The sequence below is a fragment of the Streptomyces sp. NBC_00249 genome (genome assembly GCF_026342355.1).
Taxonomy (GTDB): Bacteria; Actinomycetota; Actinomycetes; order Streptomycetales; family Streptomycetaceae; genus Streptomyces.
Map to the genome: position 1 here is coordinate 199,176 of NZ_JAPEMV010000003.1, position 25,742 is coordinate 224,917.

Annotated in this window: 23 protein-coding genes; 11 read left to right on the forward strand and 12 right to left on the reverse strand. The window is 74.0% G+C overall.

Annotation, left to right across the window (positions count from 1 at the left end; genetic code table 11):
* Window positions 1–67 precede the first annotated feature (67 nt).
* The 6 genes from OOK31_RS15220 to OOK31_RS15245 are packed head-to-tail and all read left to right on the forward strand — an operon-like array spanning window position 68 to window position 6,277.
* The gene (locus OOK31_RS15220; protein ID WP_267013048.1) at window positions 68–1,648 is read left to right on the forward strand and encodes an amino acid adenylation domain-containing protein; all 1,581 of its coding nucleotides are present in this window, start codon (window positions 68–70) and stop codon (window positions 1,646–1,648) included.
* Window positions 1,645–2,940, forward strand: a complete 1,296-nt coding sequence (locus tag OOK31_RS15225) for an MFS transporter (protein WP_267013049.1) — start codon at window positions 1,645–1,647, stop codon at window positions 2,938–2,940. Before OOK31_RS15220 ends, OOK31_RS15225 begins: the two co-directional genes overlap by 4 nt.
* A 49-nt stretch (window positions 2,941–2,989) precedes the next feature.
* Window positions 2,990–4,045 carry a MupA/Atu3671 family FMN-dependent luciferase-like monooxygenase gene (locus tag OOK31_RS15230; RefSeq protein WP_267013050.1) on the forward strand — a complete coding sequence of 352 codons (1,056 nt, stop codon included), beginning with the start codon at window positions 2,990–2,992 and terminating at the stop codon, window positions 4,043–4,045.
* The gene (locus tag OOK31_RS15235; RefSeq protein ID WP_267013051.1) at window positions 4,042–4,596 is read left to right on the forward strand and encodes a flavin reductase family protein; all 555 of its coding nucleotides are present in this window, start codon (window positions 4,042–4,044) and stop codon (window positions 4,594–4,596) included. Before OOK31_RS15230 ends, OOK31_RS15235 begins: the two co-directional genes overlap by 4 nt.
* Window positions 4,593–5,450: an ACP S-malonyltransferase gene (gene fabD, locus OOK31_RS15240; protein WP_267013052.1), complete on the forward strand. Its 858-nt coding sequence runs from the start codon at window positions 4,593–4,595 to the stop codon at window positions 5,448–5,450. Before OOK31_RS15235 ends, fabD begins: the two co-directional genes overlap by 4 nt.
* Window positions 5,447–6,277, forward strand: a complete 831-nt coding sequence (locus tag OOK31_RS15245; RefSeq protein WP_267013053.1) for a thioesterase II family protein — start codon at window positions 5,447–5,449, stop codon at window positions 6,275–6,277. Before fabD ends, OOK31_RS15245 begins: the two co-directional genes overlap by 4 nt.
* A 16-nt stretch (window positions 6,278–6,293) precedes the next feature.
* Here OOK31_RS15245 and OOK31_RS15250 read toward each other — a convergent pair whose 3' ends face one another.
* The 10 genes from OOK31_RS15250 to OOK31_RS15295 all read right to left on the reverse strand — a co-directional run bounded on the left by OOK31_RS15250 (window position 6,294) and on the right by OOK31_RS15295 (window position 15,425).
* Window positions 6,294–6,803 carry a DinB family protein gene (locus OOK31_RS15250; RefSeq protein WP_267013054.1) on the reverse strand — a complete coding sequence of 170 codons (510 nt, stop codon included), beginning with the start codon at window positions 6,801–6,803 and terminating at the stop codon, window positions 6,294–6,296.
* 94 nt (window positions 6,804–6,897) lie between these two features.
* On the reverse strand, window positions 6,898–7,539 hold the full coding sequence (locus OOK31_RS15255) for a hypothetical protein (RefSeq protein ID WP_267013055.1): 642 nt from the start codon (window positions 7,537–7,539) through the stop codon (window positions 6,898–6,900).
* Between the two features lie 74 nt (window positions 7,540–7,613).
* Window positions 7,614–9,695 carry an RICIN domain-containing protein gene (locus tag OOK31_RS15260; protein ID WP_267013056.1) on the reverse strand — a complete coding sequence of 694 codons (2,082 nt, stop codon included), beginning with the start codon at window positions 9,693–9,695 and terminating at the stop codon, window positions 7,614–7,616.
* Between the two features lie 370 nt (window positions 9,696–10,065).
* Window positions 10,066–10,398, reverse strand: a complete 333-nt coding sequence (locus OOK31_RS15265; RefSeq protein WP_267013057.1) for a TcmI family type II polyketide cyclase — start codon at window positions 10,396–10,398, stop codon at window positions 10,066–10,068.
* Between the two features lie 55 nt (window positions 10,399–10,453).
* The gene (locus OOK31_RS15270) at window positions 10,454–10,936 is read right to left on the reverse strand and encodes an SRPBCC family protein (RefSeq protein ID WP_267013058.1); all 483 of its coding nucleotides are present in this window, start codon (window positions 10,934–10,936) and stop codon (window positions 10,454–10,456) included.
* 1 nt (window position 10,937) lies between these two features.
* Window positions 10,938–11,192, reverse strand: a complete 255-nt coding sequence (locus tag OOK31_RS15275; RefSeq protein WP_267013059.1) for an acyl carrier protein — start codon at window positions 11,190–11,192, stop codon at window positions 10,938–10,940.
* A 76-nt stretch (window positions 11,193–11,268) separates the two neighbouring features.
* Window positions 11,269–12,522 (reverse strand): beta-ketoacyl synthase N-terminal-like domain-containing protein, encoded by a 1,254-nt coding sequence (locus OOK31_RS15280; protein WP_267013060.1) that lies wholly within the window; start codon window positions 12,520–12,522, stop codon window positions 11,269–11,271.
* Complete coding sequence (locus tag OOK31_RS15285) at window positions 12,519–13,790, reverse strand: beta-ketoacyl synthase (RefSeq protein ID WP_267013061.1); 1,272 nt, start codon at window positions 13,788–13,790, stop codon at window positions 12,519–12,521. Before OOK31_RS15285 ends, OOK31_RS15280 begins: the two co-directional genes overlap by 4 nt.
* Entirely contained in the window at window positions 13,787–14,233 is a 447-nt protein-coding gene (locus OOK31_RS15290; protein WP_267013062.1) for a cupin domain-containing protein, read from the reverse strand. The genes OOK31_RS15285 and OOK31_RS15290 overlap by 4 nt, the downstream gene beginning before the upstream one ends.
* 94 nt (window positions 14,234–14,327) lie before the next feature.
* Window positions 14,328–15,425, reverse strand: coding sequence for a SchA/CurD-like domain-containing protein (locus tag OOK31_RS15295; protein WP_267013063.1), 1,098 nt, complete (start codon window positions 15,423–15,425; stop codon window positions 14,328–14,330).
* 288 nt (window positions 15,426–15,713) lie between these two features.
* On the opposite strand from OOK31_RS15295, the gene OOK31_RS15300 reads away from it, so the two are divergent.
* On the forward strand, window positions 15,714–17,345 hold the full coding sequence (locus OOK31_RS15300; RefSeq protein WP_267013064.1) for an FAD-dependent monooxygenase: 1,632 nt from the start codon (window positions 15,714–15,716) through the stop codon (window positions 17,343–17,345).
* Between the two features lie 89 nt (window positions 17,346–17,434).
* Here the strand turns inward: OOK31_RS15300 and OOK31_RS15305 are convergent, their stop codons facing one another.
* Window positions 17,435–17,650 (reverse strand): acyl-CoA carboxylase epsilon subunit, encoded by a 216-nt coding sequence (locus tag OOK31_RS15305; protein WP_267013065.1) that lies wholly within the window; start codon window positions 17,648–17,650, stop codon window positions 17,435–17,437.
* A gap of 201 nt (window positions 17,651–17,851) precedes the next feature.
* Entirely contained in the window at window positions 17,852–19,717 is a 1,866-nt protein-coding gene (locus OOK31_RS15310) for a glyoxal oxidase (RefSeq protein WP_267013066.1), read from the reverse strand.
* 252 nt (window positions 19,718–19,969) lie between these two features.
* Between OOK31_RS15310 and OOK31_RS15315 the strand changes: the two genes are divergently transcribed.
* From OOK31_RS15315 to OOK31_RS15330, 4 genes are all read left to right on the forward strand, one after another.
* On the forward strand, window positions 19,970–22,231 hold the full coding sequence (locus OOK31_RS15315; RefSeq protein WP_267013067.1) for an AAA family ATPase: 2,262 nt from the start codon (window positions 19,970–19,972) through the stop codon (window positions 22,229–22,231).
* A gap of 82 nt (window positions 22,232–22,313) precedes the next feature.
* Window positions 22,314–23,507, forward strand: coding sequence for a cytochrome P450 (locus tag OOK31_RS15320; protein WP_267013068.1), 1,194 nt, complete (start codon window positions 22,314–22,316; stop codon window positions 23,505–23,507).
* A gap of 112 nt (window positions 23,508–23,619) precedes the next feature.
* Window positions 23,620–24,894 carry a VWA domain-containing protein gene (locus tag OOK31_RS15325; protein ID WP_267013069.1) on the forward strand — a complete coding sequence of 425 codons (1,275 nt, stop codon included), beginning with the start codon at window positions 23,620–23,622 and terminating at the stop codon, window positions 24,892–24,894.
* Window positions 24,894–25,688 (forward strand): hypothetical protein, encoded by a 795-nt coding sequence (locus OOK31_RS15330; RefSeq protein WP_267013070.1) that lies wholly within the window; start codon window positions 24,894–24,896, stop codon window positions 25,686–25,688. The genes OOK31_RS15325 and OOK31_RS15330 overlap by 1 nt, the downstream gene beginning before the upstream one ends.
* The last annotated feature ends 54 nt before the right edge of the window (window positions 25,689–25,742 follow it).

Consider the following 25,742-nt stretch of genomic DNA (forward strand, 5'->3'; position numbering starts at 1 on the left):
GCCCCGACCTCTCGTCCGGACCCCTCGCCCGGACCCCGGACCCCGGAACCTGGAACGGACCGCTGACATGACCTTCACGGACACCACCCTCCACGGCTGGTTCGCCCGCTCCCTCGCCGACTACCCCGACGAGCCCGCCCTCGAGGTCCACGGCGCCACCTGGACCTACCGCGAACTCGACGAGCGAGCGACCGCCGTCGCGGGCGCCCTGCTCCACGCCGCCGGCGGCACCGCCCCCGCCCGGATCGCGCTGCTCGCCTCCCGTACCCTGACCGCCTTCGCCGGATACCTCGCCGCCCTGCGCCTCGGCGCCACCGTGACCCCCCTCAACCCCGGCTACCCGGTGGCCCGCAACCGCGCCGTGTGGGAACTCGCGGGCGCCGACGTCCTGCTCGCCGACAGCGGCGGCCTCGCCCAGCTCGGCGGCCCCGAGGAGCGGATCGCCGTACTCGCCCTGACCGACGAGGAGACGGCCGCGCTGCCCGCCGACCCGGCCGCGCTGCCGAACCGCACCGCCAGCCCGGACGACATCGCGTACGTCCTGTTCACCTCCGGCTCCACCGGCCGCCCGAAGGGCGTCCCGGTCCGCCACCGCAACCTCGCCCCCTACGTCGAGCACAACATCGAACGCTTCGAGGTGGGCCCCGGCGCCCGCGTCTCCCACACCTTCGACCTCACCTTCGACCCCTCCGTCTTCGACCTGTTCGTCACCTGGGGCGGCGGCGCCACCCTCGTCGTCCCGCAGCGCACCGAACTGCTGGAACCGGTGCGCTACGTCGCCGACCGGCGCATCACCCACTGGTTCTCCGTACCGTCCGTGGTCTCCGTCTCCGCGAGCCTCGGCAAGCTCCCCGCCGGACAGGCCCCCGACCTGCGCCACGCCGTCTTCATCGGCGAGCAGCTCACCGCCCGCCAGGCCCGCCTGTGGCACGAGGCCGCCCCCAAGGCCCGGATCGACAACGTCTACGGCCCCACCGAACTCACCGTCGCCTGCACCGAGTTCCGCCTCCCCGAGGACCCCGCCGACTGGCCCGCCACCGCCAACGGCACCATCCCGATCGGCCCCGTGTACCCCTTCCTGGAGCACGCCGTGCTCGGCCCGGACGGGCTGCCCGCCCAGGAGGGCGAGCTGTGCGTACGAGGCTCCCAGCGCTTCGACGGCTACCTCGACCCCGCCGACAACACCGGCCGGTTCTTGTCCTACGACCCCGCCGCCGGCCGCCCCGCCGCCGACTACCGGGGCGAGGGCCCGCTCACCGCGGCCCACTGGTACCGCACCGGCGACCGGGTCCGCTTCGAGAACGGCACCCTCACCCACCTCGGCCGCCTCGACAACCAGGTCAAGGTCCGCGGCTACCGCATCGAACTCGGCGAGATCGAATCCGCCCTGCGCGGCCACGAGTCCGTCGCCGACGCCGTCGTCCTCGCCGTGCCCGGCCCGCACGAGACCGAACTCGTCGGCGTCCACACCGGCGGGGAGATCAAGGGCACCGACCTCATGCTGTGGCTGCGCAAGCGGATCCCGGTCCACATGGTGCCGCGCCGCTTCGTCCGCCTCGACGCGCTGCCGCTCAACCCCAACGGCAAGACCGACCGCCCGGCGCTGGTCCGCCGGTTCACCCCCGAACCGGCCGGGGCCTCCCGGTGACCGGGCTGCTGCGGGACCTGCGCCCGCCCGCCGGCGTCGTACGGGTCCTGGCCGTCAGCAACCTCGCCCGTACCGTCGCCAACGGCTTCCTGCTCTCCGTCAGCGTGCTGTTCTTCATGCGCGCCGTCGGCATCGACGCCGGACGGGTCGGCCTCGGCCTGACCGTCGCCGCCGTCCTCGCGATGCTCGTCAGCATCCCGGCCGGCCAGCTCTCCGACCGGCTCGGCTCCCGCAACGCCTCCGTGCTCTTCGGGGCCGCCCAGGGCATGGCCGTCTGCTGCTACGCCCTGACCGGCGGGTTCACCGGCTTCCTCGTCGTCGCCGCGCTCTCCGCGATGGCCGACGCGGGCGGTGCGGCGGCCCGCGGGGCCCTGATCGCCGAGGCCGTACCGCCCGCCGAACGGGTCCGGGCCCGCGCGTACCTCCAGTCCGTCATCAACGTCGGCCTGGCGGTGGGCACCCTGCTGGGCGGACTGGCGCTCGCCGGGGACTCCGGCGCCCTCTACAGGTGGCTGCTCGCCGGCGCCGGACTGCTGTTCACCGCGGCCGCCCTGCTGTGCCTGCGGCTGCCCCGTACGAAACTCCCCGTGCCGGACGGCTCCACCGGCGCCCGGCGCCACGTCCTGCGCGACGGGCCCTTCGTCGCGGTGTCCGCGCTCAACGCCGTGCTGGTGCTCGGCACCGACGCGCTGCTCACCGTCGCCCTGCCCATCTGGATCACCGAGCGCACCGACGCCCCCGTCTCCCTCTTCGCCGGGCTCGTCTTCGTCAACACCGCGATGTGCGTGCTGTTCCAGGTGCGGATGAGCAAGGGCGCCGAGGACGTCACCGGCGGCGCCCGGGCCATGCGCCGCTCGGGGATCCTGCTCGCCCTGTGCTGCGCCTGCTTCGCCCTGTCCGCCGGGCAGCCCGCCTGGGTCGCCGGGGTCTGCCTCGTGGTCGGCGCCGTCGTCCACGTCTGCGGGGAGATGCTGCACTCCGCCGGCTCCTGGGCCCTGTCCTACGAACTGGCCCCGCCGGACGCGCACGGCCAGTACCAGGGCATGTTCAACCTGGCCCAGCGGGTCGGCGGGGCCGTCACGCCCCTGCTCACCACCGCCGTGATCATCGGCTGGGGCATGCCCGGCTGGCTGCTCTTCGGCGGGCTGCTGCTCGCCGGCGGCCTGGCGACCCCGGCCGTGGCCCGCTGGGCGGCCCGCACCCGCCCCTTCCCGGCCGCCGGGGCCCCCACCACCGAGCCCCCGGCCGACGGCGCCACCGCCCCGCAGCCGACGGGCGCCGCCACCGCCTGACCGGACCGCGCCCGCCCCTCCCCGCCCTCACGAACTCGGAGAGCCTTCCGTGGACTTCAGCCTGTTCTACTTCGGCAACGACGAACCCGACCCCGAAGGGGCCGGCCGCTACGACCTCGTGCTCGAAGGCGCCCGCTTCGCCGACACGCACGACTTCGCCGCCGTCTGGACCCCCGAGCGCCACTTCCACCCCTTCGGCGGCCTCTACCCCAACCCGGCCGTCACCGGCGCCGCCCTCGCCGCCGCCACCAGCCGTGTCGCGATCCGCGCGGGCAGCGTCGTCGCACCGCTGCACCACCCCTTGCGGATCGCCGAGGAATGGGCGGTCGTCGACAACATCTCCGGCGGCCGCGTCGGCCTCGCCTTCGCCTCCGGCTGGCACGCCACCGACTTCGCCCTGCGCCCGGAGGCCTACGAGAACCGCCGCGAGGTCCTCGTCGACACCGTCCGCCAGGTCCGCGAACTCTGGCGCGGCGAGGAGGCAGAGGTTCTCGACGGGACGGGCACCGCCCGCCGGGTGCGCTCCTACCCGCGCCCCGTCCAGCGCGAGGTGCCGGTGTGGATCACCAGCGCGGGCGGCGTGGAGACCTTCCGGGCCGCCGGGGCGCTCGGCGCCGGGGTGCTCACCCACCTCCTCGGCCAGGACCCCGCCGAACTCGCCGAGAAGACCGCCGCCTACCGCGAGGCCTACACGGCCCGCGAAGGCGCCGTCCCCGGCGACCGGGGCCACGTGGTGTGCATGGTGCACACCCTGCTCGGCGAGGACGAGGAACAGACCCGCGAGCTGGTCCGCGCCCCCCTGACCCGCTACCTGCGCAGCTCCGTCAGCCTCCTCCTGGCCTCCCGGGCCCACGGCGGCGCCCGCACCGTCGACCCCGCCAAACTGCGCGACAAGGACCTGGACTTCCTGGCCGCCCGCGCCTTCGACCGCCACTACGAGGACGGCGGCCTCCTCGGCACCCTCCCCAAGGCGGCCCGGGTCGTCGAGCGGCTGGGGGAGACCGGGGTCGACGAACTGGCCTGCCTGATCGACTTCGGCGCCCCCGCCAAGACCGTCCTCGACGCCCTGCCGCTCCTCGACGAACTGCGGAGGAACACCGCATGACCACCACCACCGGGACCGGCCTGCCCGCCTCGGCCGCCACCGTCACCGCCACCGCCCCCGACGGCAAGGACTTCCGCCGTACCGCCGGCCGCTTCCCCACCGGGGTCACCGTGGTCACCACCCTCGGCGCCGACGGCCACCCCCACGGCACCACCGTCAACTCCTTCACCACCGTCTCCATGGACCCCTTCATGGTCCTGGTCTCCCTCGGCCGCGGCTCCCGGCTGCACGACCACGCCCTCGACGCCTGGAGCTTCGCCGTCACCGTCCTCGCCGAGGAACAGCAGGACGACGCCCTCTGGTTCGCCGACCGCACCCGCCCCACCGGCGCCGGGGCCTTCGCCGGCCGAGCCTGGCGCCCCGCCCCGCACTCGGGCGCCCCCGTCCTCCTCGACGGCGTCGCCTGGTTCGACTGCGCCGTGGCCGAGGCCCACCCCGCCGGGGACCACACCCTCCTGCTCGGCCGGGTCCACTCCTTCGGCGTCCTCTCCGACCGGCCCGCCCTCACCTTCGCGGACAGCCGTTTCGCCCCGCCGGGAGCCCCGTCATGACCCGTGTCTTCCTCTTCCCCGGCCAGGGCTCCCAGCGCCCGGGCATGGGCAGCGCCCTGCTGGACCGCTTCCCGGACCGGGTCGCCGAGGCCGACGAGGTGCTCGGCTACTCCGTCCGCGCCCTGTGCGAGGACGCGGAGCGGCTGGAGCGCACCGAGTTCACCCAGCCAGCCGTCTACGTGGTCAACGCACTCGCCTACGAGGCCGCCCGGCAGGACGCCCCCGAACCCGACGCCGCCGCCGGCCACAGCCTCGGCGAGTACAACGCCCTCCAGGCGGCCGGGGTGTTCGGCTTCGCCGACGGCCTGCGCCTGGTCGCCGGCCGGGCCCGGGCGATGGCCGGCGTCACCGGCGGCGGCATGTCCGCGGTCATCGGCCTCGACGAGGCGGTGATCCGGCTGCTGCTGCGCCGGGCGGGCCTGGAGGACGTCGAGGTCGCCAACTGGAACACCGCCGACCAGACCATCGTCGCGGGCCCGCTCGCCGCCCTCGACGCGGCCGGCGACCTGCTGCGGGAGTCCGGCGCCCGCACCGTACGCCGGCTGAAGGTGAGCGGCCCCTTCCACACCCGGCACATGGCCCCGGCGGCGGAGGCCTTCGCCCCGCTGCTGGAGGCCGCCGAACTGTGCGCGCCCCGTTTCCCGGTCGTGGCCAACCGCACGGCCCGCCCGTACGAGGACACGGCCGCGCTGCCCGCCGTACTGACCCGGCAGATCGACCACCCCGTCCGCTGGCGGGAGACCGTCGAAGGACTGCTGGAGGCCGACCCGGACACCGAGTTCGAGGAGATCGGGGACAGCCAGGTGCTGACGCGGATGCTGCGCGCCCTGCGAGCCGAAGGAGCCGCACTGTGACCACACCCGCCACACCGACCACACCGGCCACGCCCGCCACGAGGACGGCTGCCACGGCGGTGATCAGGCCGCGCCCCGTGGACGACCCGGACCTGCGGCTGTTCGTCCTCCACCACGCCGGAGGCTCGCACCTCGCCTACGCCGACTGGGCCGAGCACTTCCCCCCGGAGTGGGACGTCTGCCTGCTGGAGGCCCCCGGCCGGGGCCCGCTCAGCGGGCTCCCCGCCCACGGGACGGTCGCCGGACTGGCCGGACACCTGCGAGAGGACATCTCCCCCTGGCTGGAGCGGGCACCCTTCGCCTTCTTCGGGCACAGCATGGGCGCCCTCGTCGCCTACGAGCTCTCCCGCCAGCTCGCCGAACGCGCCCTGCCCGCCCCGGTGTGGCTGGGCGCCTCCGCCTGCGAGTCGCCGTTCGAGGGGGAGCAGCCCCTGACGGGCGTCCCGCTGCACCTGAGGGAGAGCGCCGGCCTGCGCGCGGCACTGGCCGCCATGGGCGGACTGCCCCCGGCGATCCTGGAGGACGAGGAACTCTGGCGCCTGTACGAGCCGCGCCTGCGGGCCGACTTCCGCGCGGTGGAGACCTGGACCCCGCGCCCGGCCGACTCCGCGCGCCTGCCGGTCCCGCTCTCGCTGTTCGGCGGAGAGGAGGACCACGTGGTCAGCCGCGAACAGCTGACGGCCTGGTCCGCCGGCGCGGACACCCTGGTCGGCGAACACCTCTTCCCGGGCGGCCACTTCTACTGGAGCGGCCAGGTGCCCGCGCTCGCCGCCCAGATCGTGGAGGAGGTGGACACGGCCGCTCCCGGCCTGCTCACCTCCTGGTGACGGGGCTGGCGTACGGTCAGCCGCGCCGCAGCAGGCCCTTGGCGTACGCGGCCTGGCCGGCGTGCTGGAGGTCGTCGGCGAGGACGCTGACGAGACGGACCCCGAGGGTGACCGGCGGGTCCCAGCGGTCGTCGACCACCCGCTCCAGGTCGGTGGCGGTCAGGCCGCGTACGAAGTCCACCGTCCGCGCGTGCACCGCGTCGAAGTAGCCCACCAGCAGGTCCGGCCCGTCCACGCGGACCGATCCGGCCTGCCGGGCGGTGTGCCCGTAGCCGGTGGACCCGGCGGGCAGGGGCAGCGCGAAGCGCTCGTCCCAGCCCTGGTCCTGCCAGAGCTGGGGCAGTGCGGCGGCATCGGCCACGTGGTCGTCCTGCACCCGGGTCAGGTGCCAGACCAGCCAGGCGACCGAGTTCGCGGCCGGGTCGGGGCGGGCGTTCAGCTCGGGCTCCGACAGGCCGTCGAGGACCTCGTGGACCACCTCCCGGATGCGTCCGAAGCCGTCCGCGAGCACCTCTGTGGCCTTCATGAGCCGTCTCCCGCCCTGTCCGCTTCCCACCGGCCGAGCCGCCGCCGGGACCACCATGCAAGGCCCGCGCCGAAGGGCGCGGGCCGACACTCCGTCAGCGCCGCGAACGGCGCAGGAAGATCCCGGCGGCCGCGCCGGCCAGGGCGATCGCGGCGACCCCGGCGGTGGTCCACCAGCCGGTGTCCCCGTCCTGCCCGTCGGCGGTACGGTCGGCCGCGGGGGCCGGGCTCGGACTCGCGCTGGGGCTGGGGGTGGGACTGGGGCTCGCGGCGGGGAGCGGGGCGGACGCCGACGGGGTGGGGACCGGGGCCGTCGGGGCCGGGTCCACCACCGGTACGGAGACCTCCCGCTGCCCGTGGCCGAGGGAGGGGAAGCCGACGTCGACCGTCACCGTCCAGGTGCCGGGCGGCAGCGGCCCGTCCGAGACCCACCCGCCGGCCCGGCCGGCGTCACGCACCAGCCGCCAGGGGCCGGCCGTACGGGTTCCGTCGGCGCTCACCGCGTTGACGGTGGCGGCCACGGCCTCCTCGACGGCGTCCCCGTCGTTCTCCCAGGTGACGTCGGCGGTGACCCGGCCCTCCCGCTGGCCGGTGACCACCACCTTGACGGTGTCCCCGTGCGCCTGCGCGGAGCCCGCCAGGGCCAGGGCGACGGCCAGGGCCTGGAGGAGCAGGAGCAGGGCGAAACCGAGGAAGGCCAGGGGCTGGGGGAGGGTGAGGCGCGGGCGTGTCGTCATGGTGCCTCCAGGCAGATCGGGGAGGAGGAGAGGGCGGAGGCGGGCGGCCGCGCAGCGCGGCCGCCCGCCGGGGGTCAGGAGGCCTTGCGGAGCGTCCAGACCTGCGCCGGACGCCCGTCCGCGCGCTGGAGTTCGAGCAGCCAGTTCCCGTAGTACGGGCGCTCGCTCAGGGAGAGGGCGAAGCCGCCGCCCGCATCGGTGACGGCCACCGAGCCGTCCCGCGAGGTCAGCCGCCACTGCTGCGCGGCCGCGTTCCCGCAGGGCTGCTGGGCGATCCACATCCCGGCCGCCGGGGCGCCGCCCGGCTGGAGGCACTTGCCGGAGACCGCGGACCTGATCCGCACCAGGCCGTTCCCGGCGTCGTCGAAGTACCACTGCTGCTGGGCGTAGCCGTTGACCCGGCCCGCGACGAGGACGGTGCCGTCGGCGGAGCGCCCGCCCCACAGTTCGGCGGCCATGCCGCTGCTGCCGTTGCCGAGGACGTAGCGGGCGCCCGGGGTGGTGGCCCCGCCGCCGGTGTCGCCCGTACGGAAGGAGACGGCCTTGCCGGGGCCGCTGTCCTTGCCGGCGCCGTCACGGACGGACACGGCGGCCGTGTACGAGGTGCCCGGCTTGAGGTTGTAGACCCGCAGCGAGGTGGACTGGACCCAGGTCAGGTGCTTTCCGTTCAGCAGCACCTGGTACCAGGCGGCGCCCTCGGTCTTCGGCCAGCTCAGCACGACCGAGTCCGACTGGATCTGACCGGCCGTCACGGCCGGGCCGCCGGTGGGCTTCTTCGTGGGCGTGGGCGAGGGGGTCGGCTTGGCGGTCGGGCCAGGGTTCGGGTTCGGGTCGGTGCCGCCGCCGGCGGAGCGCATCAGGAACTGGTTGTCGGCGATGTTCCAGTGGGTCGCCAGGTAGCTGCCCGGCTTCGGACTGGTGTGGAAGTAGTCGTCGTGGTTGCAGTCCAGGATGTTCTCGGACGCCTGGTTCGTGCAGACGTTGCGCATCTGCGGGTAGTACGGGGTGTCCGAGTAGCACATCACGTCCCACTCGTCCGTGCAGTGCGCTCCCCGGCTGGTGTTGGGGGCGCTGTTGTTCACCGCGCCGAGGTTGTGGCCGAGTTCGTGCGCGGCGGTGTGGCCGCCCCAGCAGCCCGAGTCGGTGCGGCCGTAGGAGGGGCCGAAGTTGCTCAGGTTGCTCTGGCCGGGCCGCTCGTCGCCGTTGAAGGTGCCGATGCCGCAGTAGACCTGGGTGTCCGCGAAGATCATGTACTTGCGGTCGCGGCGGTCGAGGCCCTTGCCGGCGAGTGCGGTGTTGGTGGCGTTGAACTCGGCGAGCGCGGAGTCCGGGAGCTCGATGTTCAGCACGACCGGGGTGCAGTCGGCGGCCGTCACGTAGCGGATGTGCCGGACGCCGCCCGTCTCCTTGGCGCTCGCCGCGTAGATGACGTCGGCGTCGGCCGCCCACTTGCGGAAGGAGGCCTGGTACTCGGCGTAGCGGTCCTTGCCGGGGCCGTGTGCGTAGACGACCTGGACGCGGTTGCCGGAGCTGCCGTCGCCGTCGCACTGGACGGTCTGGCCGGCCGGTCCGGCCGCGACGCCCTGGCTGCCGGAGGCCGGCGGGGCCGGGGCCGCCGCGCTCTGCGCGCCGCGGGCGTCGGCGGCGGGCGCGTCCTGAGGACGCCCGCCGCCTTCCGTTGCCGCAGGGGCGCCTTCGGCGGGAGCGGCCGGATCGGCCGCGGGAGCCTTGACGCGGACGACGGGGTCGACGTCCTTCTTGATGTCGACGCCACCGGGAGGGGCGTCCGGGCCGTGGGTGCACAGGCCGGTGCCCGTGCGGTAGACGCCGGCGCAGCGGTCGCCCTTGGGGGCGGCCTGGAGTCCGTCGTAGACCATCCCGCGGGCGCCCTCGTTGGCGGGTGCGGCCGCGACGGGGGCGGGCTCCGCGTCCCGGGCCGGTGCGGCGGCCGGTTCGGGAGCGGGGGAGCCGGGCGCCCCGGCCGCCACGGGGGTGGTCGCCTCGGCGTCGGGGCCGAGCCCCGAGTAGGCGATGCCGCCCGCGATCACCGCCGCCGTGGCCATGGCGGCGGTGAGGAGTATCAACCGGCGCGGTTTGCGCCGGTGTTCGCGGCGTCTGCGGCCGCCCGAGTGCCGAGCCGTGGATCGTGCTGTCATGCGCACCTCAAGTCCTGGTCAGGAGAGTGGGTGCGCGGAAGCTTGCCAGAAGGGCGCCGAGGAAAATTCGGACAAACAGGAGCGGGGCCCGAGATATCTATCCGTTACCTGGGGCCCAGATTTGATGAACTGTCAATTCACTTTGAAATCAAGCGAGTTACGCGCGTTGCGCGGGAAAGGTCCAGGCCTTTTCAGGGATCTCGTTATCAAATCGAGATATGATGTGGAACCTTGTTGACGGCAATTCAGTCAGGTATTCATTCAAAAACTACCTGCCGGAATATCCCCGTCACGAGGGGTGAGGCAGGCAGCCGCGGCCGTGGGTGCCCAGGCCGTCCGGCGGGCCGGAGGCTAGGGCACCCCCACAGCACTAGCGGGCGGGGTCCCGCTCCCAGCGGTAGAACCGGTGGGCCATGGCGTCCTTCGGGCCGCGCCAGGTCTGCGGGTCGTGCGGGCTGACGAAGGCCGACAGACGGTCGCTCAGCCCCTGGAACTCCGGGTGTCCGGCGACCCGGGCGATCGCCGGGGCCGGGTCCGTGTCGGACTCGATCAGGTGCATGTACACGTCGCCGAACTGGAAGAGGCTGCGGCGGCTGACCCCGACCAGGCGCGGGAGTTCACCCGCGTCCGACTCGGCGAACAGCTGGGCGATGTCGGGTGCCGAACCGGGCGCCATACGGGCCACGATGAGGGCTTGGTGCATCGGGGGCGTGCCTTTCGTCTCGGTGGGGCTGCGGTGGAGCCGAGGGGGGGAGGGTTCAGCGGCGGCCGGTCACGGTCTTGCGCTTGTCCCGCTCCAGCTTCTCGATCTTGTCCCGGATCAGTTCCATCTGGATCCGGGAGTTGTGGTTGATGCGGTCGGTCATCCCCGCGTCGTCGATCGGCGCCTCCGGCTTCATCGCGAAGTCCTGGACCCAGCGCATCCGGGTACCGCCGCCGGGCGCCTCCCCGTACTCCCAGTGGATGTCCATGTGCGCGAACGGGCCGGTCTCGACCCGGCGGGCCTTCACCGTGAGGCCCGCGCGGTCCACCGTCCGCTCCGAGACCCAGCTCCACACCACGCCGTTCTCGTCCGGGTGCATCGCCAGCCGGAAGCGCGTGGTGTTCCCGCTCTTCTCGAGGATCTCGATCGACGCGTACTCGCTGAACAGCTCCGGCCAGTTCGGGAGGTCGTTGGTGACGTCCCACACCAGCTCGACGGGCGCGTTGACGGTGATCTCGTTGTCGGTGTGTCCAGGCATGTCAGGCTCCGGTCATGAGGCTGTTGTTGACGAGGTCGAGGAACTCGCGCGGGCTCTTGCAGCGGTCCGCGTCGGTGGGCAGCGCACGCCCCCGCCGGTTCTCCAGCTCGCCGACGATGCCGAGCAGGCCCAGCGAGTCCAGGCCGTAGTCGTCGAACTGGGAATCCGGACGGCTCGCCATCTCGGCGGGGTCGACGGTGATGCCGGCGGTCTTCATGAGCGTCGCCAGCTCTTCCATGGTCAGTCGGTCGGACATGGTGCCTTCTCTCTTTCGTGCTTCCGGGGGCCGCGCCGAAGCCCGCGCGGTCCTGACCCCACCGGGGTCCCGCTCCCTACGCGGGGGATTCGGGCCCTTTGCGCAGGACGAGTGCCGCGTTCGAACCCATCAGGCCCCGGCTCAGGACGAGCGCGGTCCGCAGCGGAGCGACGCGGGCGCTGCCGGTGACCAGGTCGAGGTCGTGGCAGACGTCGAAGACGTTCGGCGTGGGCGGGACGACCCCGTGCTCCAGGGCCAGGACCGCCGCGGCCGTGTCGAGGGTGCCGGCCGCGCAGTACGCCCGCCCGGTACCGGTCTTGGGAGCCGTGACGGCCACCTTCGCCGCGTGCCCGCCGAGGGCCTCGTGCAGGGCCCGCGCCTCGGCCGCGTCGGCCTCGGGCGTGCCCAGCGCGTCGGCGAACACCACGTCCACCTCCTCGGGGGCGCAGCCCGCCTCCCGCAGCGCGCCGCGGATCGCGTGCGCCAGGCCCTCCGCGGACCGGTCCCAGCGGGCCGGCCCGGTGAAGGTCGCCGCGTGCCCGGCCAGCAGGGCCCGGATCGGCGCCCCCCGCCGCGCGGCGGCGTCCGCGTCCTCGACGGTGAACATCGCACCGCCCTCGGCCGGGACGAAGCCGCAGGCCTTCGCGGTGAACGGCCGGTAGGCGCGCTCCGGGTCGTCCCGGGTGCTGAGGCCCTCGTAACCCAGCTGGCAGACCACGGAGTACGGCGCGAGCGGGGCCTCCGTCGCGCCGACCAGCATGGCCCGGCTGCCCTGCCGGATCCCCCGGGCGGCGTGCGCGAAGGCGTCCAGCCCGCCCGCCTCGTCGCTCGCCACCACCCCGCAGGGGCCCTTGAACCCGCGCCGGATGGAGATCTGGCCGGTGCTGGCCGCGTAGAACCAGGCGATCGACTGGTACGGGCCGACGTAGCGGGGGCCCTGCCCCCACAGCCGCTGGAGCTCGCGCTGCCCGAACTCGCCGCCGCCCGACCCGGCCGCCGTGACCACGCCCACCGCGAACGGGTCGTCCTCGTAGTCGGCCCGGCCCAGCCGGGCGTGCTCCAGCGCCAGATCGGCCGCGGCCAGCGCGTAGTGGCTGAACCGGTCGGTCTGCACCAGGAACCGGTCCTCGACCAGGCCGCCGGGGTCGAAGCCCCGTACCTCGCCCGCGACCCGCACCGGAAGGTGCTCGCAGCCCTGCCGGGTCACCCGGTCCAGGACGCTGTCGCCGGCCTGCGTCGCCTTCCAGAAGGCGTCCGCGCCGATCCCGTTGGGCGCGACGACCCCGATGCCCGTGACGGCCACCGTCTTGCCGGCAGTACGGCTGTTCACGCGCGTACCTCCTTGGGCTGGGTCAGGACCACGGCGGACTGGAAGCCGCCGAAGCCGCTGCCGACGGACAGCACGCTGCGCAGGGTGTGGCTGCGGGCCGTGCGCGGCACGTAGTCCAGATCGCATTCGGGGTCGGGGGTCTCGTAGTTCGCGGTCGGCGGTACCACGTGATGGGTCATCGCCAGGACGCAGGCCGCGAGTTCGATCGCCCCGATGGCGCCGAGGGAGTGCCCCACCATCGACTTGATGGAGCTCATCGGCGTCCGGTAGGCGTGGTCCCCGAGCACCCGCTTGACGGCCGCCGTCTCGTGGCGGTCGTTCTGCTTGGTGCCGGAGCCGTGCGCGTTCACGTAGTCGATCTCGTCGGCGCCCGTACGGGCCTGCGCCAGGGCCGTCTCGATGGCGCGGGCCATCTCCAGCCCCTCGGCGGTCAGCCCGGTCATGTGGTGGGCGTTGCCGAAGGTGGCGTAACCGCCGATCTCGCAGTAGACGGTCGCCCCGCGGGCGCGGGCGTGCTCCAGCTCCTCCAGGACGAGGACGGCGCCGCCCTCGCCGAGCACGAAGCCGTCCCGGTCGGCGTCGAAGGGCCGGGAAGCGTGCTCCGGGTCGTCGTTGTTCGCCGAGGTCGCCTTGATGGCGTCGAAGCAGGCCACCGTGATGGGGGAGACCGGGGAGTCGGACGCGCCCGCGATGCACACCTCCATCCGGCCCTCCTGTATGGCGTGCACGGCGTACCCGACGGCGTCGAGCCCGGAGGTGCAGCCGGTGGAGACGGTCTGCACCGGCCCGCGCGCACCCGTCTGCTCGGCGACCGCCGAGGCCAGGGTGGCGGGCGTGAACGCCCGGTGCAGGAAGGGGGAGGCCAGCCGGTGGTCGACGTCCCACCAGTCACCCTGCTGGCTGACGGCCACGTAGTCGTGCTCCAGGCGGGTGGTCCCGCCGACGGCCGTGCCCAGCGAGACCCCCGTACGCCAGGAGCCCTCCTCGTCGATCTCCAGACCGGAGTCGGCCACCGCCTCCCGGGCGGCGACCATCGCGAACTGGATGTAGCGGTCCGCCCGGGCCGTGTCGTCCGGTCCCAGGCCGTGCGCGGCCGGGTCGAAATCGACCTCGGCGGCTATCCGGGAGCGGAACCCGGCCGGGTCGAAGAGGGTGATGCCCCTGGTCGCCGTACGGCCGTTGGACAGCAGGTCCCAGAAGGCGGGGGCACCGATACCGCCCGGGGCGACGACGCCGACCCCGGTGACGACCACCCGCCGGCGGCTCACGAGACGGCTCCCGTGTGCTCGGGCGGTCGCTCCGCCCAGCCGGAGGCCTCCGGGTTCGGGGCCTCCTCGGTGTCCACGTGCCCGAGTTCCGGACGGGGGGCCAGCGGACCCAGGTGGAAGACCATCCGGGCCTCGGTCGCACCGACGTTGCGGAAGCGGTGGCGCACGTTCAGCGGGACCAGCAGCCCCTGGTCGGTGCGCAGCGGGTGCGGCTCGCCGTCGAGGTCGACCTCCAGGCTTCCGCTGACCACGTACACGAACTCCTCGGAGTACGGATGGTAGTGCTCGGCGATCGACTCGCCCGGGGCCATCACCGCCAGGCCCATGAACCCGCTGGTCGAGCCCACCGACGTCGGGGTGAGCACGGCGCGCAGATCACCTCCGCGCCTGCGGTTGGGCTGGGTCTCGCTGAGATCGACGATGCGCGGGTGATGTCTGGTCATGGCTGACTTCCTCCTGCGGACAAGGAGCCTGGACGTGGGCTGCCGGTGGTGGGGGGTGCTGCGGGGGCCGGGGCGGTGCCGCGGCCCCTCCGGATCAGGACTGCGCCGGAGCCCGACGGTCGGTGATCAGGTCCATGGGGTGCGGTGCGGGCCCGGCGACGGACGGGGCACCGGCCAGCAGACGGTGCAGCACAGCCGCGCCGCGGGTCCCGTCGATGCCGAACCCGGCGGCGAAGCGGGCCTCGGCCGGCCCGCGCACGTCGAGGAGCCGGACCACGACGTCGTCGCGCTGGAAGACGGTGCTGCTCAGCACCGGACTCGTGGGGAGCTTCGCCGCCGCCTCGTCCTGGCGGGCCAGGAAACGCGCCACGAGCGGCCCGCAGCCGGGCTTCGCCGGGTAGAACAGCGCGTGCCGGCGCACCTCCTCGGGCTGCTCGCCCTGCTCCGCGACGTGGTGCACCGCGGGGAGGGCGGCCCGCATGAAGAACATCCGGGCCGACTCGGGGTCGCCCAGGTCCCGGTCCTGCTCCAGGTACGGGTTGATGGCCTGCTCCACGGCGCGCACCTCCGGCTGCTCCGACACGTGCCGCAGCGCCGCCGTCAGGTCGCCCTGCACCTCCACCGCCCGCACCACCCGGTTGCCGTGCATGAACAGGGAGGTCCGGCACAGCCGGGTGTGGTCGTCGACGCGGGCGGCCGGGGAGGAGTAGGAGGACAGGATCTCCGCGACCCGCCCCTCGCTGCCCGGCTTGACCGTGAAGGTCAGCGCGTGCCGGACGATGCCCGCACCCAGCCGGGGGGAGGGCTGGAGCCGGCCGCCGAGCGCCGTGGCCGGGGCCTCGTAGCGCTTGCCGGTCTCGCGCAGCACGGTGAAGGTCAGCGGGCGCATGGCCCGGGCGCAGGCGCCGAGCGGACGGACCTGCTCCGCGTGCGCCTCGCTGTTCACCCAGGCGAGGTACTGCGGGGCGCTCGCCCACTCGCTCGTGATCAGCCACTGCGAGGGGTTCGCGAAGGACTGGCAGAGCTGGTCGCCCAGGTGCCCGGGCACCGAGGCGATGTCGTGCCGGAGCTGCTCGTAGGCCTCGAAGAACCGCTGCTGGGCACCCTCGTGCAGGTCCATCAGCAGGACGACCCGGAGCATGGAGCCGTCGAAAGCGGACTGCGACACCCGTGTCGACAGGGTGGTGGTCATCTGCTCACTCCTTCGTGAAGGCACTGAGGCCGGCGCTGACGCGCTCACACGTGCGCCGGTCGGCGGCGGCTGCCCGGGGGTGCGGGGCCTGGAAGGCCCCCGCGGCCGGGAACGACGGGCGGCGTGGCCGAGAGGGGCCGCCGCTGTCGCTCATCGTCATCCGCCCGGGTGCGTCTCGCTACATCTCCGGATCAAGCGGGTGACAAGAGGCGAATCACCAGGGCTTCGAGGCCGATCGGGGGCATAAGGCGTCCACTGCCCCCCACACGAAACAGGAGCCAGCAGCTGATGGAAGAGCATGCCGATGTTCGCGTACCGGTCCTCGTCGTGGGCGGCTCCCTCGTGGGCCTGTCCACCTCGCTGTTCCTGAGCCGCCACGGCATCAGGCACATGCTGGTCGAAAAACACTCCGGTACCTCCGTGCACCCCCGTGGCCGCGGCATCAACGCCCGGACGATGGAACTGTTCCGGATGGCGGGCGCCGAGCCCGCCATCCGCAAGGAAGCCTCCGCCCTGGAGGCCAACCAGGGCATCCTGCAGACCGACGCGCTCATCGGCGGCGAGCACAAGTGGCTGATCAAGGCCGTGGACCCGGGCGGGGCCCTGCGCCGCTTCAGCCCGACCGGCTGGTGCCTGTGCAGCCAGAACAACATCGAGCCGCTGCTGGCCGCGCAGAGCCACGCGCAGGGCGCCGACGTACGGTTCTCCACCGAACTGATGAGCTTCGACCAGGACGCCGAGGGGGTCAGCGCCCTGGTGAAGAACCGGGAGACCGGTGAGCACCTCACCGTACGGGCGGACTACCTGATCGGCGCCGACGGGCCGCGCAGCCCCGTCCGGGAGGCGCTCGGCATCCGTCAGAGCGGCAGCGGCGAGCTGTTCCACAACGTGAGCATCGTCTTCCGCTCCGAACGGCTGGCCGGGCTCCTCGGCGACCTGCGCTTCATCGTCTGCTACCTGATGAAGCCGGGCGCCGACGGGGCGCTGCTGCCGGTGGACAACGAGGCCCAGTGGGTCTTCCACGCCCCCTGGCACCCGGAGACGGGCGAGACCCTCGAGGACTTCACCGACGAGCGCTGCGTCGCCCACATCCGCAACGCCATCGGGGTGCCCGACCTGGACGTCGAGGTCGGCGGGAAGGCTCCCTGGCACGCCGCCGAACGGATCGCGGACCAGTACCGGGCCGGCCGGGTGTTCCTGGTCGGAGACGCGGCCCACGAGATGTGCCCCACCGGCGCCTTCGGCTCCAACACCGGCATCCAGGACGCGCACAACCTGGCCTGGAAGGTGGCCGCGGTGCTCGGCGGGTCCGCCGGTCCGGGGCTGCTCGACACCTACGAGGCCGAACGGCTCCCCGTGGCCCTCGCCACGGCCGCGCGCGCCTCCGCCCGTTCGGCCGAACACAGCCACCCCGGGTACGTGCCCCCGCCCACCATGGGCGGCGGCCCCGGCAGCGGCGTCCTCACCACGGCCATGGGCTACTGCTACCCGAGCGGCGCGGTCATCGGCGGCGACCCCTCCCGGCCGGTCATCCCCCAGGAGATGCGCCTCCAGGGCGACGTCGGCACCCGCGCCCCGCACATGTGGCTGACCCGGGCGGGGGAGCGGATCTCCACCCTCGACCTCTACGAGCGCTCGTTCGTGCTGCTCAGCTCCCCGGGCACGCCCTGGGCCGAGGCCGCGGCCCGGGTGTCGCGGGAACTGGGCGCGCACCTGGACACCTGGACGGTGGGCTCCGGACCGGACGCCGACCTGGTCCAGCCGGAGGACGCCGACTGGACGGAGCTGCACGAGCTGCCGGCCGACGGCGCGGTACTGGTGCGCCCCGACGGCTTCGTGGCCTGGCGGGCGGAAGGCGTCCCCGCCGACCCGCGCGCGGCCCTGCGGGACGCCATGGCGCAGCTGCTGCGGCAGCCGTGACGGCCACCGCCCCCTGAGGGCGGCCGCCCCCGCACGACGGCCCCTGCCGGCCGGGATCCGTCCCGGCCGGCAGGGGCCGTCCCTCGTGCTCAGCGGCAGGCCCAGCAGCCCGACCAGCAGCCGTGGCCGGCCGGGCGCGGGCGGGGGCGGTGGTGCGCCGTCGAGGTCCGCGCGGGCCGCGTCGCGTCGCGGGCGGCCCGGCCGGCGAGGCAGGCGACCACCACCGCGACGGCGGCGAGCTCCTCGGGTTCCGCGGTGCCCCGGTGGACCCGGAGCAGGCTGGATATGGGGGCGTCACTTCGCATCGACTCGGCCTCTCGTCAGGAGAGTTCACCTCGCCGGGCCACGGGGACCCCGACGCTGACGACGCTACGAGCCCCCCACCGGCCTGTCGTGCGGGGAAGCCCCGCACACACCCATCCGTGCGACACGCCCGGGATCCGGGCGGTTCCTGAGCCACATGGCGCAGCGGCCCGGGCCTGGGCCTGGGCCTGGGCCTGGGCCGGCTAGCGGACCCCGAGCTTCACCCACTTGGCCGTACTGGGCACGCCCCGGCCGTCCAGCAGGAACAGCATGTAGTACCCGGGCGGCGCGTCGGCCGCGCCGGGCGGGGTGCGCAGCCCGATCACGTCACCGCGCACCCCCGTGATCCGCAGGTCCAGGTGGCGCTGGCTGGTGTTCACCGCGTGCGTCACCGTCGTCGGCGCCAGCAGCACGGCCCGGCGTACGGCGGAGGCGGTGCTGCTGCGCACCTCGAAGGCCCGGTCGTGGGCGAGTTCGCCGCCGGGCACCCGGTCCAGGGCGGGCCGGGCGCCCCGGTGCAGATAGGCCGGCTCGTACAGCTCGACGCTGCCGTCCATGGCGTCGCGGATGTCGGGGTCGTTGGCGATCTGCTGGAGCTCGTCCCCGGTCACCATCACCCGGCCGTCGGGCAGCACCAGGGCGTTGGAGTGGTAGCCGCGGGGCAGCCGCTGCGCCGGGCCGAGCCGCCAGCGGCCGTCGGCGCCGCGCAGTTCCGTCTGCCGGTACGTGAGGTCGGCCTTCGGGTTGAAGGGGCCGTTGCCGTAGTCCCGGGTGTCCAGGGCGCCGTTGACCGTGAGCAGGGTGGCGTCGGGCAGGATCAGGGTGTCGTCCTGGGTCCGGCCGAAGGCGCGCGGTTCCTCGGTGGTCCAGCGTCCGCCCGAGAGCCGGTACGTGTTCGGGTCGCGCGGGTCGCCGCCGAGCACCAGGACCGAGTCCGGGCCCCGGAATCCGGCCGGGAGGGGCACGGCCGAACCGTAGCCCCGGAAGTCGGCGGGCCGCCGGGGCAGGTCGCGGCGGGTCTCCGCGACCGGGTCGAACAGCCACTGCTGGTCGGCGTCCCGGCCCAGGCCGTAGATCATGCCGTCCCGCAGCGAGAAGAGGTGCGGGTAGTCGTTGCGGAAGGGCGCGTCCGCCCCGAACCGCTCGGAGGCGATGCCCAGGGGGATGTCGTACGTCCGCCACGGCACGGGCAGCCGCTTCGCCGGGAATCGCTCGACCACCGGGGTCGGGGTGCCCGTGCCGCGTTCCGACTGGCCGGACATGACGATCTGGCGGCCGTCCGCCCCGGTGACCGCCGAGGGGTACCAGCGGCCCACCGACATGTCGCGGTTGCGGTACCACATCTCCGTCCAGGGGTCGAAGACGAAGGACAGCCTGGCGCCGCTGCCGCCCTTGCCGCCCGCGTTCCCGCCGAAGACCGCGAGCATGCCGTTGGGCAGGAAGGCGTGCCCGGCGCAGAAGAAGGGCGCCGGGCGCGGGGCGTACGTACCGTCGGGCATCAGTACCGTCGGCGGGCGGACCTCCTTGAACGCCCGGGCGCCGGTGCCGCGGGCCGGGTCCCACAGGAAGGCCCGGCCCGCGTTGGTCTTCCCGATCCGGTCGGTGGGGCCGGTCTCCGCGGTGGGGTCGGTGCCGACCCGCTCGAAGGAGAAGAGCAGCACCTTGCCGGTCGGGAGCTGGGCGAGGTGGACGCCGAAGTCGGGGGAGGGGAAGAACTCCGTGAACCGGCCGGACACCGCCGGGGCGAAGGCGGCGTTGGCCCGCGCCTGCGACTGCGTCAGGGACGCCAGGCTCGCGGTGCGGGTGGCCTGCGGGTACTCCCCGGCGCTGTGGGCCGCGCCGCGCCGCCCGGCGTGCTCGCGGGCGTGCTCCTCGCCGAGCTGGGCCACCTCGTCGGGCCGTACGTCGCCTGCGGCGCCCGCGTGCGCGGGAGCCGGCCGCGGGGCGGAATCCGCCGGATCCGCCGAGGCCGGGGCGGCCAGGGCCGCCGCGACGGCCAGCGCGCAGACGAACACGCGGGCCGGGCGGACGGCGGAGGGGAGGGCGGGCCGGTGTACTGCGCGGGGCATGCGTCTCCTCGGTGGGCGACCGCCGGACGGGAGGGCCCATGCTAGGAGAAAATAGACAAAACACTTGATATGGCTCGAGCGTGTTCCCCGTACGGGCGTCGGCCGTCCGGATTCCCCGGTGCGGGCACACAAAAATACCCCGGACGAATTGACGTCCAGGGCGGGTGCGCGCGTATATTTAATGGTTCACGCCTAGATGAATGGGGGCGTGAGGAGGCTTTACAGGGCCATCGTATCGCGTCGGGAGCGGAATTGTCAAACAGCGAATTTCAGGGCGAGCAGCAATTCGTCACCCGGCTCTACGCCCGCGTGGAAACCCTGCGTGACCAGGCAGAACGTGCTGTCAGCGAGGCTCTGGCCCAGGGCGGGAGCGGATTCCAGGCACGGCTGGAGCGGGACGTCCTCGTCGCCGAACAGTCCGGTCTGCTTTCCGCCCTGAACTCGGCCGAACAGGGTCTCTGTTTCGGCAGGCTCGATTTCTCGGACGGCCGCCACCACCACATCGGCCGCGTCGGAATCAGGGAGGACGACAGCGAACGCACCCCCCTCGTCCTCGACTGGCGCGCCGAGACCGCCCGCCCCTTCTACCTCGCCACGGGCCACGTCCCCATGGGGCTGCGCCGGCGCCGCCACATCACCACCCGGGACCGGCAGGTCACCGCCCTGCACGACGAGATCCTCGACCTCGCCGACACCGAGCGCACCGGCTACGAGGGTGCCGACGCGGACGCCGTGCTGCTCGCCGCCCTCGACGCCGCCCGGACCGGCCGCATGCACGACATCGTGCGCACCATCCAGGCCGAGCAGGACCGCGTCATCCGCTCCCCCCACCGCGGCGTCCTGGTCGTGGAGGGCGGCCCCGGCACCGGAAAGACCGCCGTCGCCCTGCACCGCGCCGCCTACCTCCTCTACGCGCACCGCGACCTCCTCGCCCGCCGCGGCGTCCTGATCGTCGGACCCAACCCCGCCTTCCTCGGCTACATCGGCGAGGTGCTGCCCTCCCTCGGCGAGACCGGAGTCCTCCTCGCCGCCCCCGGCGACCTCTTCCCCGGCATCCACGCCACCGGCACCGACCGCCCCGGAGCCGCCGCGGTCAAGGGCCGCGCGGCCATGGCCGAGGTCCTCGCCCAGGTCGTCCGCGACCGGCAGACCCTGCCCGAGGAACTCCCCGCCGGCATCGGCGAGGACGACGAGAGGGTCCCCGAACCGGCCCTGGAGATCGACCACGACGACTACGGCACCCTCCTGCTGGACCGCACCATGGCCCACGCGGCCCGCGACCGGGCCCGCGCCACCGGCCTGCCCCACAACTTGGCCCGCCCCTACTTCGCGTTCGCCGTCATCGACGCCCTCACCGCGCAGCTCGCCGACCGGCTCGGCGCCGACCCGTACGGCGGCCCCTCCCTCCTGGGTCCGGACGACGTCGCGCTGCTCGGCAAGGAGATCGCGACCAGCGCCACCGTCCACGCCGCGATCGACACCCTCTGGCCGCACCTCACACCCCAGCAGCTGATCACCGGCTTCCTCGCCGACCCCACCCACCTCCCCGAGGAGGACGCCGCGCTCGTGCGGCGCACCGGCGGCGAGTGGACCCCGGCGGACGTGCCGCTGCTGGACGAGGCCGCCGAACTCCTCGGCGTCGACGACAGCGCCGAACGGGCCGAGGCCGAACGCGACCGCCTCGAACGCGTCGCCTACGCCCAGGGCGTCCTGGACCTCTCCCAGGGCTCGGACTCCTACGAGTTCGAGGACGCCGAGAACGAGTACCTCGCCGCCCACGACGTCATCGACGCGGAACGCATGGCGGAGCGGCACGAGGAGGCCGACCACCGCACGGCGGCCGAACGCGCCGCCGCCGACCGCACCTGGGCCTTCGGGCACGTCATCGTGGACGAGGCCCAGGAACTGTCCGAGATGGCCTGGCGCCTGCTCATGCGCCGCTGCCCCACCCGCTCGATGACCCTGGTCGGCGACCCCGCCCAGACCGGCGACGAGGCGGGCTGCGGCGCGTGGGAGCAGATCCTCGAACCGTACGTCGGCAGCCGCTGGGATCGAGTACGGCTCGAAGTGAACTACCGGACGCCCGCAGAGATGATGGAACTCGCGGCCGCCGTCCTGCGCGCCCACCGGCCCGGTTTCGAACCCCCGCGCTCGGTCCGGTCCACCGGTGTACGGCCCCGGGTGCGGGAGGCCCGGGACCTCGCCGCGGCCGTCGCCGAGGAGGTGCGCGCGGCGACCCCCGCGGAGGGCCGGCTCGCGGTGATCGCCCCCCGCTCCCTGCACCCGGAACTGGCCGAATTCCTGCCCGGCACAAGGGCGGGGGAGGAGCCGGACCTCACCCGGCCGGTGGTCCTGCTGGACCCGCGCGGGGCCAAGGGCCTGGAGTTCGACACCGTGATCGTGGCCGAGCCCGCGGACCTGCGGCCGAGCGACCTCTACGTCTCCCTCACCCGCGCCACCCAGCACCTCGCGGTGGTCCACACCGGCCGGCTCCCCGAGGGCCTCGCCGGCTGACCCGGCGCACTCCGGCCACCGCATGCGCGCGTGGCCGGAATGCTTCGGCTCCCTCCGTCGCGGCCCGTCGTACCGTGACGAGATGCCTGTAGTCGACATCACCTCCAGCGGCCACGATTTCTCCGCCGATCCGTACTCCTCCTACGCGGCGCTGCGCGCGACCGGCCCGGTCCACCGGGTCGTCGGCGTCGGCCCCGACGACGAGCCCCACTGGCTCGTCGTCGGCCACGACGAGGCCCGCCAGGCCTTGACGCACCCCGCGTTGGTGAAGGACTGGCGCACCGCCGGCCCGTACGCCGGCATGGAGTCCATGGCGGGCAACTCCACCATGCTCGAATCCGACCCGCCCCACCACACCCGCCTGCGCCGCCTGATCGCCCGGGAGTTCACCACCCGCCGGGTGGAGGCCATGCGCCCGCGCGTCCAGCAGGTCACCGACGAGCTGCTGGACGCGATGGCCGCCCGCCCCGGGCGTTCGGCCGACCTCATCGAGGCCCTCGCCTTCCCCCTCCCGATGACGGTGATCTGCGAGCTGCTCGGCGTCCCCGACCTGGACCGCGAGCGCTTCCACCACTGGTCCACCCTGGTCGTCGCCTCCCAGTCCCCCGACATGAGCGGCGAGGCCCAACGGCAGCTGACCGCCTACCTGGAGGAACTCGTCCGGGCCAAGGCCGCCGCCCCCGGCGAGGACCTGCTCAGCGCGCTGATCCGGACCCGCGACGAGGACGGCGACTCGCTGTCCCCCGAGGAACTGATCGGCATGGCCTTCCTGCTGCTGATCGCCGGGCACGAGACCACCGTCAACCTGATCTCCAACGGCGTACGGGCCCTCCTCGCGCACCCGGACCAACTGGCCGCGCTGCGCGCCGACTACGACGGCCTGCTCGGCGGCGCCGTCGAGGAGATGCTCCGCTACGACGGGCCCGTCCAGAACGCCACCTACCGCTACAGCGCCGCCGACGTGGAACTCGGCGGCGTGGTCATCCCCTCCGGCTCCGTGGTCATCGTCTCGCTGGCCGGAGCCGACCGGGACCCGGCCCGCTTCGCCGAGCCCGACGTGTTCGACATCCGCCGCGCCCCCCAGGGCCACCTCGCCTTCGGGCACGGCCTGCACTTCTGCATCGGCGCCCCGCTGGCCCGGATGGAGGGCCGGATCGCCCTGCGCGGCCTGCTGGAACGCTTCCCGGACCTGGCGCCCGACCCGGCGGGCGGACCGCCGCAGTGGCTGGCGGGCACCCTCATGCGCGGGGTGACCCGGCTTCCCGTGCGCTGGTAGCGGCAGGTCGTCCGACGGCCCCCGCCGCCCCCGGCCGCGCCCGTCGCCCCGGCGAACGCGGGCCGTCGGAGCCCGTTTTGGATTGGTGCCGGATCCTCAATACGATCCGGCGATGATCACAAGAAAACGACTGGCGGCCGGGGCCTGCGGCCTGCTCGTCGCCTTGACCGCGGGGTTGCTCCCGGCGACCGCCGCCGCTGCCGACGGACCCGCGAAGGAGCCCCCGAAGGTCGAGCTGGTCCTCGACGTCAGCGGCTCGATGCGCGCCACCGACATCGACGGCCAGTCCCGGATGGCCGCCGCCAAGCAGGCCTTCAACGAGGTCCTGGACGCGGTGCCCGACGAAGTGCGCCTGGGCATAAGGACGCTGGGCGCCACCTACCCCGGCGAGGACCGCAACCTCGGCTGCAAGGACACCGCCCAGCTCTACCCCGTCGGCGCCGTGAACCGGACCGAGGCGAAGACCGCCGTCGCCACCCTCGCCCCCACGGGCTGGACGCCGATCGGCCCCGCCCTGCTCGGCGCGGCCCAGGACCTGGAGGGCGGCAACGCCACCCGCAGGATCGTCCTCATCACCGACGGCGAGGACACCTGCGCCCCGCTCGACCCGTGCGAAGTGGCCCGTGACATCGCGGCCAAGGGCATCCACCTCGTCGTGGACACCCTCGGCCTGGTCCCCGACGCCAAGACGCGAGCCCAGCTGACCTGCATCGCGGAGGCCACCGGAGGCACCTACACCTCCGTGCAGCACACCGCCGAACTCTCCGGCAGGGTCAGACAGCTCGTCGACCGGGCCGCCGACCCCGTCGTCACCCCGGTGGCCACCGAGGGCGCCAAGAGCTGCGAGAACGCCCCGCAGCTGAAGGCCGGCCTGTACAGCGACCGCGAGACCTTCGGCGAGCACCGCTGGTACCGGGTCGACGTCCGCCCCGGGCAGGAACTGCGCGCCTCGGTCAGCATCGGCGCCGACCGTGCCGTCAACAACGACTACGGCGTCCTCCTGCGGGCCACCACCGTCCACGGCCGGGAGATCGTCCGCGGCTCCGAGGCCGGCGACGGCCGCACCGACGTGATCTCCACCGGCCTGCGCTACCCGAAGGGCGAGAGCGACGGCGCCGGTGACTCCGCCACCGAGCCCGCCGAGACCGTCTGCCTCCAGGTCAGCAACTCCTTCGCGGCCGGCCCGACGGTCAAGACCACCCCCGGCATGCCCGTCGAGCTGACGGTCGACCTGGTCGACGGCCCGGACAGTGGTTCCGACGTGGCCTCCTTCGGCCTCGGCCGCGGCTGGTGGCTGCTGGCCGCGCTGACCCTCGCGGGTCTCCTGGCGGGTCTGGTCTGGGGCTGGATCTCGCGCTGGCGCATCTCCGTCTGGAGGACCAACTGATGCGTACCGTACGCACCCTGACCGCCGCCCTGCTGGCGGCGACCGCCCTCCTCGCCCCGGCGGCCTCCGCCGCCGCGGCCCCGAGCCCCACCCCGAGCGCCGGCAAGGACGGCTCCGGCCCGACCGAGGCCGGCACCAACTTCCGTACGGCGACCGCCTTCCGGCCGGGCCAGAAGGCCACGGCCTCCGCCTCCACGGGTGACTACCTGTACTGGGTGCTCCCCGCCGACACGGGCGAGCGGATCACCGTACGGGCCGCCGTGACCCTTCCCGCGTCCGCCGCCCGGCACGGGTCGCAGACCTGGCAGCTGGACGTGTACGACGGTCTGCGCCGCCGCCAGTCCTGTGCCTACGGGACCCAGAGCGCGGCCGCCGCCAAGGAGGCGGCCACGGTGGACCTCGCCTGCACCCTGCGCACGGTCCGCTCCGGCGCCGAGCCGTGGGCCAACGACCCCCTCCCGGGCAGCTACTACGTCCGCCTGACGGTGGCCGGTGCCCACGAGGAGGACCTCGGCCTGCCCGTACGGGCGCAGGTCGAGGCGGACGTGAAGGACGCGGGCGGCGCGCAGGCCGTGGACGCCTCCCTCGCCGAACCGCTCGTGCCCGGGATCGCCGGCGCGTCGGAGGAGCAGCGGGCCGCCCGCGCCCCCGAGGACGGCTGGTCCGGCGGCTGGTGGTCCGACCGCTGGGTCTGGACGGCCGCCGGCGGGGTGCTCGCGGCGCTCGCGGGCATCTTCGGCCACCACCTCACCCGGGGCAGGGGCCGCCCCGTGCGGTCCGGGCCCCAGGTCTGAGCGCATGCCGCCGCGCCCGCCGGGCGCGGCGGCGTCACGGGCAAATGATCACCG